The organism is Lysinibacillus sp. Ag94 (assembly GCF_023242215.1).
Lineage (GTDB): Bacteria > Bacillota > Bacilli > Bacillales_A > Planococcaceae > Lysinibacillus.
In genome coordinates this window covers 4134369-4146744 of the sequence record NZ_CP096780.1, presented here as the reverse complement: position 1 = coordinate 4146744, position 12376 = coordinate 4134369, and the positions used below count along the sequence as shown (strand labels likewise).

12 protein-coding genes and 1 riboswitch are annotated in these 12376 nt (G+C 35.7%); of the genes, 7 read left to right on the top strand and 5 right to left on the bottom strand.

What is annotated here, in order from left to right:
- Window positions 1-194: 194 nt before the first annotated feature.
- The 3 genes from MY533_RS19545 to MY533_RS19535 all read right to left on the bottom strand — a co-directional run bounded on the left by MY533_RS19545 (window position 195) and on the right by MY533_RS19535 (window position 1506).
- The gene (locus MY533_RS19545; protein ID WP_248717260.1) at window positions 195-509 is read right to left on the bottom strand and encodes a DMT family transporter; all 315 of its coding nucleotides are present in this window, start codon (window positions 507-509) and stop codon (window positions 195-197) included.
- On the bottom strand, window positions 509-862 hold the full coding sequence (locus MY533_RS19540; RefSeq protein WP_248717259.1) for a DMT family transporter: 354 nt from the start codon (window positions 860-862) through the stop codon (window positions 509-511). The genes MY533_RS19545 and MY533_RS19540 overlap by 1 nt, the downstream gene beginning before the upstream one ends.
- 65 nt (window positions 863-927) lie before the next feature.
- Entirely contained in the window at window positions 928-1506 is a 579-nt protein-coding gene (locus tag MY533_RS19535) for a TetR/AcrR family transcriptional regulator (protein ID WP_248717258.1), read from the bottom strand.
- A 148-nt stretch (window positions 1507-1654) separates the two neighbouring features.
- On the opposite strand from MY533_RS19535, the gene MY533_RS19530 reads away from it, so the two are divergent.
- From MY533_RS19530 to MY533_RS19520, 3 genes are all read left to right on the top strand, one after another.
- Window positions 1655-1825, top strand: coding sequence for a hypothetical protein (locus MY533_RS19530; RefSeq protein WP_248717257.1), 171 nt, complete (start codon window positions 1655-1657; stop codon window positions 1823-1825).
- A 72-nt stretch (window positions 1826-1897) separates the two neighbouring features.
- Window positions 1898-3064 (top strand): endonuclease Q family protein, encoded by a 1167-nt coding sequence (locus tag MY533_RS19525; RefSeq protein WP_248719255.1) that lies wholly within the window; start codon window positions 1898-1900, stop codon window positions 3062-3064.
- Between the two features lie 199 nt (window positions 3065-3263).
- Entirely contained in the window at window positions 3264-4889 is a 1626-nt protein-coding gene (locus tag MY533_RS19520; RefSeq protein ID WP_248717256.1) for an S-layer homology domain-containing protein, read from the top strand.
- 185 nt (window positions 4890-5074) lie between these two features.
- Here MY533_RS19520 and MY533_RS19515 read toward each other — a convergent pair whose 3' ends face one another.
- Entirely contained in the window at window positions 5075-5362 is a 288-nt protein-coding gene (locus MY533_RS19515; protein WP_132364200.1) for a DUF2653 family protein, read from the bottom strand.
- Window positions 5350-5823: a hypothetical protein gene (locus MY533_RS19510; protein ID WP_248717255.1), complete on the bottom strand. Its 474-nt coding sequence runs from the start codon at window positions 5821-5823 to the stop codon at window positions 5350-5352. Before MY533_RS19510 ends, MY533_RS19515 begins: the two co-directional genes overlap by 13 nt.
- A gap of 258 nt (window positions 5824-6081) precedes the next feature.
- Here MY533_RS19510 and MY533_RS19505 point away from each other — a divergent pair, with 258 nt between their 5' ends.
- From MY533_RS19505 to MY533_RS19490, 4 genes are all read left to right on the top strand, one after another.
- The gene (locus MY533_RS19505) at window positions 6082-7098 is read left to right on the top strand and encodes a YdcF family protein (RefSeq protein ID WP_248717254.1); all 1017 of its coding nucleotides are present in this window, start codon (window positions 6082-6084) and stop codon (window positions 7096-7098) included.
- A gap of 59 nt (window positions 7099-7157) precedes the next feature.
- A complete protein-coding gene (locus tag MY533_RS19500) occupies window positions 7158-8444 on the top strand; it encodes a tetratricopeptide repeat protein (protein ID WP_248717253.1) in 1287 nt (428 codons plus the stop codon).
- Between the two features lie 544 nt (window positions 8445-8988).
- Window positions 8989-10281 carry a globin-coupled sensor protein gene (locus MY533_RS19495; RefSeq protein ID WP_248717252.1) on the top strand — a complete coding sequence of 431 codons (1293 nt, stop codon included), beginning with the start codon at window positions 8989-8991 and terminating at the stop codon, window positions 10279-10281.
- Between the two features lie 227 nt (window positions 10282-10508).
- Complete coding sequence (locus MY533_RS19490; RefSeq protein WP_248717251.1) at window positions 10509-11897, top strand: protoporphyrinogen oxidase; 1389 nt, start codon at window positions 10509-10511, stop codon at window positions 11895-11897.
- A 125-nt stretch (window positions 11898-12022) separates the two neighbouring features.
- Window positions 12023-12121, top strand: a riboswitch (SAM riboswitch).
- The last annotated feature ends 255 nt before the right edge of the window (window positions 12122-12376 follow it).

Below are 12376 nucleotides of genomic sequence, written 5' to 3'. Positions count from 1 at the left end.
AAAATTGAATGGTTAACACAAAATGTTTATTTTGCTTTGTAAGTTATAGCCTAACGTTTAAAGTATATGATGGAAATCATAATTAAAAAACGAACTGCTGTCTAGTCGGAACGGAGATCAACCTTTCACTTTGCCAAAAAACCATACTAGGCCTTAGCACTCACTCACAATACTTTGAATTAAAATAGCATAAATTAAGATACTGCTTTTAATCCTGCCACACCAATGATGATAGCGATGATACTAATAATTCGGGTCAGGTTTTTAGATTCTCCGAAGAATATAATATTCACAAGAACAGCACCAACTGTACCAATGCCAACCCAAACTACATAGGCAATGCTTAACTGTAAATAGTTAAAGGATGCATATAATAGCATAAAGGACATCCCAAAGCCGCCTAGATAGATTAATAAATTTCGTATACTTTTTTCCTGACTATAAAAACGTAAACCTATGACACCAATAATTTCCGAAATTGCCGCTAATAAAACAAGTATCCAACCCATTATGCATTAGCTCCTTTCTCTTTAACATGATCTTTTGAAGGGTTATCAGCTAAATTAAGACCAATAACACCCAGTACTAAAATAAACATGAAAATTCCTTTAATAGCATTAAACTCACCTTCAAAAATAAAAATGTCCATTAATGTAGTACCAATTGTACCGACCCCAGCAAAAGTCGCGTAAACTGTTCCAGTAGGTAGGTTTTCACAAGCCTTCGATAAGAAGTGAAAATCCAATGCAATTAGGGCCACAATAATAGCCCAATGCCACCAAGAATCGGCAACATTAAAACCAAATATCCAAAACAATTCAAATAAACTAGTTAATCCAACATAAATCCAATCTTTTTGCATAGTTAAATTCCTTCCTATCATTATGACTGACATTCAGTCATTTTTAGTGTAAAAGAGAACGTCACTTATGCGTGACGTAAATCGAGTGCATGATGTAAAAAGTCGAGGAGCTCAAGCTTTTGAAGTCTAATTGTTTCTTCTTCACTATCATCATACAAATAAATTTGTTCAGCGGCAGACTCTACTAGACCGATTATAAGTTTAGAAGAACGAGTAGTATTTAGAGAAGCTCGTATCGTTCCTTGTTGTTGAGCTTCAGTCAAGAAATGATTCATCCATTCGTAATAGGGGGCATATATATTTTCCCATTCTTTCATATGCTCAGTTTGTGTAATACCGGCATAGATAAGTGCAAATACATCTCGATATTCCTCTGTTAGAGAAAAAACAATATCTACTACTTTTTCTAGCTGCTTTGCAAATGGCTCCTGTTTTGAAATCCCATCGTTAATAGCAGCAATAATTTTCTCCACCATAACATTTGCAATGGCTGGCATAACTGAAAGACGTGATGGGAAATAAAGATAAAATGTCCCTTGCGCGATACCTGCAGCTTTTACGATATCTGAAACCTTTGTTTTTTCAATTCCTTTTTCACGGAAAACTTCAATTGCGGCTTGAATAATTTTCTCTTCTTTTGACATGAAATCCCTCGCTTTTGTCCTGCTTATTTACTATGTTACAAAATAGCTGAAATAAAGTCAAAGAATAATGACTGACAATCAGTCATTATTTTTTTAGTATATATGTTTTTTATTTGGGGAACTTTATTCATGAAAGGATTTGATGAAAATGGATGAGATTAAGATTGCACAATTAGATCAACAACAGCTTGAAAAAATTAATGAGCTAGAAAAGAACATTGGAGTGACATTGGTGGCCTATGATTCTTCGTCAATACCATCGCAGGGCTCGGGTGCTTTCGAATCAAACAATAGTACTAACAGCAATCATCCATCATAATTAAGATTAACATGCCTTGCAGCAATGTGAGGCTTTTTTATGTCATCTAAAAGTAGGAGGAGGGAGACAATGATGCAAGATTTTTATGCAGATTTACATATTCATATTGGGCGTACTTCAAGTGGTCGTGCAGTTAAAATTACTGGCAGTAAAACGTTAACGTTAGCAAGAATTTTAGAGTCTTCAAGTTCAAGAAAGGGACTGGATATTATTGGGATTATTGATTGCCATTCACCAGAAGTAATGGATGAAATGTCAGCGATGATCGAACAAGGAGAACTGAAGGAGCTAGAACAAGGAGGGCTTCGTTTTCAAGAAACAACTCTTATTCCAGGTACTGAAATAGAGATTTATGATCATCATTGCCTTGGACCAATCCATGTACTTGCCTATTTTCCTACACTTCTGCATATGAGGGAATTTTCAAAATGGATGTCTAATCATATGAAAAATATTCATTTAAGCTCTCAACGCATTTATTGTGATGGTCGAACATTACAACAAAAAGTTCATGAATTAGGCGGGCTTTTTATTCCTGCTCATGTTTTTACACCATTTAAAAGTTTGTTCGGTAAAGGCGTACATCGTAGTTTAACAGAAGTATTCGACCCTCAACTTATAGATGCAATAGAGCTTGGTTTGAGCTCTGATACCGAAATGGTGAGTAACATTAAAGAACTGCAAGCATATACATTTGTCAGCAACTCTGATGCTCATTCACTTGGAAAAATTGCACGTGAGTATCAAAAATTAAGACTATCTAATGCAAATTTTACAGAATTAAAGATGGCGCTTCATGAACAGCAAGGTCGGGCAGTAACAGCCAATTATGGCTTAAATCCTTTGCTTGGTAAATACCATGAGACTGTCTGTGCGAAATGTGGTGAGCAGCTTAGCAATTGTGCAACAATCTGTACAAACTGTGAAAGCACGCACATTATAAAAGGTGTTGCAACACGGATTAAGGAGCTTTCAGAGCAAGTTACATATAAACGTGCACGACCGCCATATATTCACCAAGTACCACTAGACTTTATTCCAGGATTGGGGCCAAAAATGATGGAACGATTAATACAAGCATTTGGTACAGAGATGAACATCTTGCATCGGGTTACGCTAGAACAACTCGAACAAATCGTGCCGTACAAAATTGCCAAGACGATTGATTTAGCAAGAACAGGGCAATTGGCAATTGAGGTTGGTGGTGGCGGTATTTATGGAAAGGTTCAACTGGAGTGAAAAATGATTTTTAGCTCGTGGATGACATTTGTTACAACGTATGTAGTTTATATAAGTTAAAGACTGGACGCAACGAGGAAAGCGATCAGTCGGAACGGAAATCAACCACACGTTATCGTGAAATATCCCCTCTTGTTTAACCCATTTTTCCCCTATTTATATTAAAATAGTAATTAGTAAAAATTGGAGGAGTGGGTGTATGCTATTATCAAAGAAATTTCGTTTTTTAGCGGCCAGCGTTTTGGCATGTCAATTAGTAGTACTACCAATAGGTGTGAATGCGAAGGAACAAAGAGACAACATAGCGCCAAGTTGGGTAGTTCAAGCTGATTATGTAGCACTGGGCGATTCTTTAGCACACGGTATGAATGACGGTGATATCATCGGGTTAGGTTACACAGATTTTGTTGCACAAGCTTTACAGCAAGATGGTTTCATTACTTCTTATAATAAAGGATTTGCCTATTCGGGCTACACAACGAAAAACATATTAGAAGATATACAAAATAATGTGGAAAAGCCAGTGGTAGGATTTGGTTATCAAAGTGAGAAGGTAAAGCTTCGTACATCTATTAAAGAAGCGGAGATTATTACGCTAACCGCTGGCGCCAATGATATAATACCCATTTTAAAAGAGTCCCAGATAACTGGCATTAATGCAGCAATGATGTTAAAAGCTTCCCAAGAGGCCATAAAAAATATTGCTGCTATTTTAGAAGAAGTGAAGAAGCTTAATCCGAATGCTCAAGTTTATGTCATGGGCTATTATAATTCTTTTCCGTACTATAGCGAGGATTTACAGACACAATTTAAAATGCTATTAAAGGTTATGAATGCGACGATAAAAACAACTGCTGAAAAATCGGGTGCCGTTTTTGTACCGACATACGATATTGTAGCAAAAGATATTCCGAGCTATTTACCAAATCCTGAAAATATTCATTTAAGTGAAGCAGGCTATAAAGCAGTAGCGAACGAGGCATTTCTACCAGCGATTAAAGCAAGTTCTTTATGGGATGTATCAAAATTTATTCAAGCAAGTATGAAAGATAGAACAACTGTCAAAATAAGCTGGCAGGAAGCGAAAGATAATGTAGGGGTCACTAGTTACAACGTATATGTAAATAGTAAGCTAGCATTTACGCAAAATGCCGAGACAACGACGATAACTTTAGATAATTTAACAGAGAATACAGCATACACGATAGCTGTTAAAGCAGTTGATGCAGCTGGTAATGAAAGTGTTCAAAGTCCATCAGTTACTTTTACTACAGGGAGAAATTTAACCTTTACCGATATAGAAAAACATTGGGCAAAGGAGTATATTCTGAAGGCCGCTAAAGAAGGTATTATGAAAGGTTACGCAGATGGTACGTTTAGACCTGAGCAAAATGTTACTCGAGCACAGGCTGCTACGATGCTTGTTAGAAGCCTAGGTTTAACGACGAGGGAACAAGCACCATTTAAAGACATCACAAACTATGACGTTGGTACTCAGTCAGAAATTGCAGCAGCTTATGCGTATGGATTAATTAAGGGAATGAATGGGAAGTTTAACCCAGGACAGCCGGTTACTCGCGCTCAATTAGCATTAATGATAAACAGAGCCTATGAATCTAAACAAAAGCAACATTATGCTGTAAAAAGAAAAGCACCATTTACTGATATTGCTTCCTATAACGAAGAAACAAAACAAGCAATAACGATGTTGTATGAGCTTGATATGGTTAGAGGGAACGAAGGGGAATTTTTACCTGAAGCTCCTACAAAACGTAGCCATGCTGCGAAAATATTTGTGAATTTTAACAGTCTATTAAAAAGGTAAAATAATTTAAGGTAGAGGTTGTGATCAGAAACCTCTACCCTTTGTTATTTTTATTGCGATGAATATCTAGAGGGGTGACAATTGTTTGTAGATAAGTGTTGAAGAACAAGCAAAAAACATCTTAAAAAATAATAAAGCAGTTCAATAAATCTTTAAGATTTATTGAACCGCTATTTTTTACTTATTTACGATAGTTTAGCAATAATACCTTCTTCATCGTCTAGAACGAGTTCGATGCCTGTTGAAAAAGGGTCCCCATGTAGGACATCTTTAATCCATACACGTAGCGCGCCGATCATTGCGGCTGTATCGAACATTTCGATTTGACCATTAACTTCAATTTCTGCACCAAAGCCTGTGTCATCGTCGTATGTTAGTTCTACAAGTACATCCTCAGGGCGAATGTTTTTATAGTAGGACTGTGATAAACAAATTGCATTTATAATATCTTGCTCATTAATTATTTGTGCCATTGTGCTTCCTCTTTACGTTTTTTATCTTTAAACATATTAACAATTTTTATAACAAGCGTTACGATAATCATGATGGCTGCAACGTTAATTAATAAGCCTAAAATATTACCAAGCATACCCATACCGCTGAAAAGACTTCCGAATAATAAACCAGCTAAGCCACCAAGCATTAAGCCTTTCATAAGGCCGCCTGAGAAGAACCCACCTTTCTTAGCTGTTGAATCCGTTTTGTTTGTAGAAGTTGTATTATTTTTATTTGTTGTTGCATTATTTTGGTCTTTAGTTTTATCCTGAGATTTTTGGAAATTTGAGTTGTTGTTATTATTGTTGTTTGAGAAACCTTTTTTACCTGACTTATACGATTTAGCTTCTGCAGTTGGTGTATCTGAGATGAATAACGTTGCTCCAACAGACGCAAACATGAGTGTCGCTGCAAAAATAGCTGCAAGGATTTTTTTCATTTCTTGTATTCCTCCAATATAATTTTTAGTTTTGTCTAAACTAGTTCTTAATAGTAATTTTACATGAATCTTCTCGGAAAATAAAATAAACGCTTCGATCAATTTAGAGATAGCATCAAATTTGACCAAGAAGTGTCTGTATTATCACCCATGCACTACTTATAATGTAGACAGTTGAGCGCTTAGCCGGAACGGAATACAATCGAGCTTTAGAAGGAGAACCTTAAAAATTGTAGATAAAAAGAAAGGAGTGAGACGATGATTTCAACATTATTACTATTAATTTCAATCTTTTTACTGTTATATATAACGGAAAAAAGACGTCTTCTCAATGCAGTAGTTCTTGGCCTTTTAGGGTTGTTTATTTTAAGCACAATAATAATTAGTCATCCTGTAATTCTGCCAAATGAGCAGGGGATTGTGTCGAAGATGGGTATAGTCATTATACTAGGAAGTTTCCCGAGTATGATGTTTATTTTATCGATAGCTACGTTTTTTAATAGTAAAGTTTTACTTGAAAAAGAAGGCCGTAAAGTCCGTAATCTATTGTTAGCTATTTTTGGCTTGTGCTTTTTTATTATGATGATTTGGTATGTATATGTAATTTTTATGAATATCGAACATGAAATTTGGCACATTCTTTTCTTCTATGCGTTTTTGGTTTTTGGCTATACAATGTTTTTATACGCAAGCATAATGGCCTATGCGACTCTCTATCATTTTACGCCGATCCTGTATGAGCCAAACTATATTATTGCATTAGGATCAGGACTAATTGGAGATAAGGTGCCACCACTTTTAGCTAGCCGTTTAGACGAGGCGGTAAAGCAATTTAAAAAATATGGTGAGCGACCTTACATTATCGTCTCAGGTGGACAAGGGCATGATGAAAAAGTATCAGAAGCATATGCCATGAAAAAATATATAGTTGACGAACATCAAATACCAGCTCAAAAAGTATTAATGGAAGATCAATCGACAAATACAGAACAAAATATGGCATTCTCTAAAAAAATTATGGATAAGCATGCTCAAGGAAAGAAATATCGATCCATATTCGTAACGAATAATTTTCATGTTTTTCGTGCAAGTATTTATGCAAAAAAGGCGAAGCTTGATGCACAAGGAGTTGGTTCGAAGACTGCCTTTTACTATGTACCTAATGCATTTACTCGTGAATTTATCGGATTATTAGAAATGTATAAATGGATGAATGTCACTGTCTTTTTGTTTATTACATTGTTTATTGGATTAATCTTGAGAGCATATGTGTAACCAATTTAGAACTGTTTTCCATATAATAGTGGCAAGATAGAGTGCAAGGGGGGAAATGAATGTATGGGCAATTTTTAGCAAAAAAAAATAAAGAGCGAATTGTCTCTCTGCAAAAGCTCACGCAAACAGAAGATACATGGTTTGCGCAAAACATTAATTTAATAACAGTCGAACAAGTACAATTAGCAACCTTGCACAAAATACTATATCAAGTTGTGCAAGGACTGTTGAAAAAGAATCAACAACGACACTTACAAATTATACATCCAGAACAGACAAAGTCAGTACAGGAGAATGTGCTAACGCTTTTAGCTGAATATGATGATTTACTGCGTGATGCAATTCCACTCCCTATCTATATATTTATTTGGCAAATTTCTTCTCTGGAGAGGTTATCCAATTGCAATGAAGTTGTTGATGATGTACTTGATATATTGGAATGGTATTTTATTCACCAAAATGAACAGGTTGAGGCGTTTGATGAAGAAGATCTAGATCATGAGGAAATTATTGACTTATACAAAGATGCCATTGAGGAACAGGATACAGATGCACAATTTCAGCTTGGCGAATATTATAGCGCAATTGACGGCGAATATTTCCGACCAGAAAAATCAATAAAGTGGTTTGAGTTAGCAGCGTCACAAGGAAATGCCGATGCACAATATGCACTTGGTAATTTTTATTTTGAAGGTCTAGGTGTTCAAGAAAACTATAATAGAGCGTTTATATTGTATGAGGCTGCAGCAAAGCAGGGGCATCCAGATGCTGCGAATAATTTAGCAGATATGTATTTTAACGGTGAGGGAGTACCAGAAAATTTGGTACTTGCGAAGAAGTGGTTCGATTTCGCTGCACAACAAGGTGTGGCAGAGGCTATGTTTACCCTCGGAATTATTTACGAGCAGGGACTAGGAATCGACAAAAATGAGGAGCAAGCATGTAGCTACTATAGAAGATCTGCTGAAGCAGGCTATGTCGAAGCGCAATACAGGCTTGGAGGAATCTATTTAGAGGGACGGTTAGGGCAACCTAAAGATGTGAACCGCGGATTATTTTGGTATGAAAAAGCTGCAGAGCAATATCACATCGATGCCTTTTATGATTTGGGCTTTATTTGGAGCCAAGGGTTAACAGGTATACGTAATATTGAAAAGGGTATTCATTGGTTTAAACAGGCCGCTCTTCAAGGAGATCTGGAAGCTAAATTACAATTAGGGCACATTTACAATAAAGGTGAGGGAATAGCTAGAAATATTAAAGAGGCTATTAAGTGGTATGGACTTGCAGCAGAAGCAGGAAGTGAGGAGGCTGCAATTTTACTGCAAGAGTTGAAAGGAAAATAAGTATTTTTCATTAAAAAATAATAGGTATTTAGAATTTATTATGAACGTTTTCTACACAGGTCTTAAGTGCTTATTTATGGGTATTTCATAGGTTTATATCACTATGAACGAATGATTGTAAAAATATTAATATAACAAAGAGGTAATTACTTCAAACTAAAACGAGGAAAAAATAAGGATAAAAAAATAGAGATGATGTAAATTGGCTACCCAAAAGTATTGTGGTAGCTTTTTTATTGCTTTAGATAACAGGGACTTTTTATATAATTTAAGGGAAAAAATGTATATCCGAAAATTGACAGCTATTTATAAAATGTATAATGTATATGAGTGATTCTGAAAGAGTAGTTAGTAGTAATAGCTAGTCATAAGATTGCTATTTTTAGCTGATGGTAGCCCGTAGCAGAAATCAGCGTCATAAGTAATGTGATGGCATATCGCCAAAAGTTGGGGATGAATCTTCCTGATCTTTTATATTTTTGGTAGACGAAATTAGATTTTTCTCAGCTTTTCAAAAGTACACGGCATGAAAGAGGGTAAATGTGTGATTTTTCAAAAAGAGAGAAAGACAACGGCATTAGATTTAAAGCACTACACGGTGAAAATGGATATAGTGAATTGCCAATCAATAAAAAGGCAAATTGATTTGCTTAAATTGACAAAGAAAGATTTACAATATTTAAAAGCCTTTCAACCTTTTGTAGAAGCCAATATTGATAATATTGTTAATCGATTTTATGAAATGATTGGAACTGAACATAGTTTAGTAGATATTATTAATAGACATAGTTCTGTGGAGAAGCTGAAAATTACATTACGACGTCATATTATTGAAATGTTTAATGGTAAGATTGATAATGAATTTTATCAAAGACGCATAAAAATTGCTAAAGTGCATGTCCATATTGGCCTTAAAACACAATGGTATATTTGTGCGTTTCAAGATTTAACTGCGTCATTTATTGACTTGGTTGAAGAACATGTTGTTCATCCAATAGATCAGCTTAATACAATTCGAGCCATCTCGAAAATTTCCAATTTTGAGCAACAATTGGTTTTAGAGGCGTTTGAGCACACAATTGAGCAACTTCATGAAAAAATAGAACGTAGAAAAGAAGCGATAGAGCAAGAAATCGTAAAGTCTTCGGAATGTCTTGCCACAATATCTCAAGAAACGAACAATTCATTTCATCGCTTAAGTGGACAATCAGAGGAAGTTAAACAACTAGCGAAAAAATCACTGCAAGTGTCGACTATGGCTGAGAGTCAGGCATTAGATGGGCGTGAACGCTTAAAGAGTCAATCGCAAAATATGAATACTATTATTTGCTCACTTGATGATATAGCGGAAAATATTGCACAGTTGACAGATATGTCAAAGGAAATGGAATCGATTATGAATGTTGTGACAAATATTGCTAATCAAACGAACTTGTTAGCTTTAAATGCGGCAATAGAAGCTGCTCGTGCTGGAGAAGCGGGTAAAGGCTTTAGTGTTGTTGCAGATGAAGTGAGAAAACTATCGATTCAAACAAAGGAATCTGTCACATCGGTAGCAACGTTACTACATAAAACGAATGAGCGGACAGATAAACTTGTTCATTCGCTTAGTAATATTCAAGAAGAGGTAGCCTCTGGTGAGGAAAATATGGTTCAAACGGAAGGCCAATTTACTAACATATTAGAAGCTATGACCGAGGCGAAAGACCAAAATGGTCGGATGGAAAAAGAAGTACAGGCAATAGCGGAAGTACTAAGTGAATTAGGTATTGCCTTTAACGAAGTGAAAAATTCAGCTGGAAAATTAGCTAGCTTTGCACAAAATTTAAATGAATGAAGAGAAAATTGTTGATACATACATTAGGGCACAAATAACACTATATCAACTGTTAATAGATAATTTCTGTAATGAAGGTAAAAGCCTCTAGCGAATATATGATGAAAAAATGGAGCTGTCCAATATGCTGGATAGCTCCATTTTTGCTAAATTTGTAAAGGGTTTAACGTAATTTTCGATAAAAAAAGTTTATACTAAATAAAGAACTAAAAATAGGGGCGGTTAATATGAAAACAGTTGTTGTATTAGGTGGCGGAATTACGGGATTGTGTACGATGCATTATTTACAACGCCAAGTCCAGGAGAAAAACTTAAATGTAAAACTTGTGCTTGTTGAAAAAAATACATATCTTGGTGGCAAGCTGCACTCTGCATATGAACAAGGATTCATCATGGAAACTGGAGCAGATTCTATTGTAGCGCGTCATAAAGGTGTCATGGAGTTAGTAGAGGAACTGAATTTTGCACAAAATCTTGTATATAACGAAACAGGTATTTCGTATATTTACACAAATAATGAGCTACATGCCATCCCAGCAGACTCAACATTCGGTATTCCTATGAGCTTACAATCTCTTGAGGAAAGCACGCTTGTATCAGAGGAAGGTAAAAAAGAAGCGTTAAAGGATTTAACAATGCCGAATGAAAGGTTTACAAAGGAAAGCTCGATTGGGGAATTTTTAACGTATTATTTAGGTGAAGAGCTTGTTCAAAACCAAATAGCACCGGTACTTGCAGGTGTATATTCTGGAGATTTAAATCAACTTTCAATTGCTTCTACTTTACCGTATTTAATCGATTACAAAAACGATTACGGTAGTATTATTAAAGGTTTCGATGCAAACAGAGAACAATTTGTGAAAGCCGCCAATAAAAAATTTATTTCATTTAAAAATGGTTTATCGTCACTAATTGATCGACTTGAAGAAACATTAACAGATGTAGAAATTATAAAAGGGATTGCTACTACTAGTGTTAAAAAGCAGGAGAATCTATACGCAGTTACGTTAGCAAACGGTAAAATGATTGAAGCAAATCATGTTGTATTGGCACTGCCAAATGAAGCGGTACAAAGCTTATTACAGGATGACTCTTTGAACGGCTATTTTGAACAATTTAATACTGCATCCGCCATTACGATTTATTTAGGATTTGATGTTCCTGATAATAGATTACCTGCAGATGGAACAGGCTATATTGTGTCACATAATTCGGATGTTATCTGTAATGCAGCAACGTGGACAAGCCGCAAGTGGAAACACACTTCAGCAGAAGGAAAATTACTTGTACGACTTTTTTATAAGAGCATTAACCCTGAGTATGAGAAATTGCGTATGATGTCAGATGAAGAATTAGCGGTTGTAGCTCTAGAGGACGTAAGAAAAAGCTTAGGGATTGAAGAAAAACCAACTGTTATTAACGTGACGAAATGGATCGACCAGATGCCGAAGTACGACTTGGCACATCGTGAAGCGTTGCAAGGTCTCTTACAAGAGCTCGAGAAAAACTATCCAAATTTATCAATAGCAGGATGCTCTTATTTTGGAGTAGGCATAGGTGCGTGTATTCAAAATGGTAAAAAAATTGGTGAGGAACTTGTAGAAAAACTATTGTAATTGTTTAATATAAATCAAAATTTTATGAATTTCGTAAAAATTATCCTTTGTTCAGTGAAATAGTCTTGACTCAATCGTTCGTAAACGATATGATTCTTTTAATTATTTAAAAAATTCATACTAAATTCTTATCAAGAGAAGCAGAGGGACTGGCCCTATGAAGCTTCAGCAACCAACTTATTGTCAGGTGCTAAATCCAGAAGACCGTGTGTCGAAGATGAGAAGGAAAACAATTACGAAACGTAAAAGCCTTCTTTTTTTGTGAAAGAAGGCTTTTTTATTTTAACTTTTTTTCGGCTGATGTCCAAACATCAGTCGAAATAGAGGAACTCGGTCTAAGAACGCCACGTCCTGTGGCAACGACTGAGTGACCAACTTCGTGTTGACCTAAAGCCTTCGGCGGATGTCACGGAATCGGCAAGGAGTTCTCAGCGGCTAGTAGTAGGCTAACTAACCTGCAGCCTAAGCCCAAAGCCGAT

Coding starts and splice junctions, on each gene's coding strand:
- MY533_RS19545 (WP_248717260.1), bottom strand. CDS start 509: ATGGGTTGGATACTTGTTTTATTAGCGGCAATTTCGGAAATTATTGGT.
- MY533_RS19540 (WP_248717259.1), bottom strand. CDS start 862: ATGCAAAAAGATTGGATTTATGTTGGATTAACTAGTTTATTTGAATTG.
- MY533_RS19535 (WP_248717258.1), bottom strand. CDS start 1,506: ATGTCAAAAGAAGAGAAAATTATTCAAGCCGCAATTGAAGTTTTCCGT.
- MY533_RS19530 (WP_248717257.1), top strand. CDS start 1,655: ATGGATGAGATTAAGATTGCACAATTAGATCAACAACAGCTTGAAAAA.
- MY533_RS19525 (WP_248719255.1), top strand. CDS start 1,898: ATGCAAGATTTTTATGCAGATTTACATATTCATATTGGGCGTACTTCA.
- MY533_RS19520 (WP_248717256.1), top strand. CDS start 3,264: ATGCTATTATCAAAGAAATTTCGTTTTTTAGCGGCCAGCGTTTTGGCA.
- MY533_RS19515 (WP_132364200.1), bottom strand. CDS start 5,362: ATGGCACAAATAATTAATGAGCAAGATATTATAAATGCAATTTGTTTA.
- MY533_RS19510 (WP_248717255.1), bottom strand. CDS start 5,823: ATGAAAAAAATCCTTGCAGCTATTTTTGCAGCGACACTCATGTTTGCG.
- MY533_RS19505 (WP_248717254.1), top strand. CDS start 6,082: ATGATTTCAACATTATTACTATTAATTTCAATCTTTTTACTGTTATAT.
- MY533_RS19500 (WP_248717253.1), top strand. CDS start 7,158: ATGTATGGGCAATTTTTAGCAAAAAAAAATAAAGAGCGAATTGTCTCT.
- MY533_RS19490 (WP_248717251.1), top strand. CDS start 10,509: ATGAAAACAGTTGTTGTATTAGGTGGCGGAATTACGGGATTGTGTACG.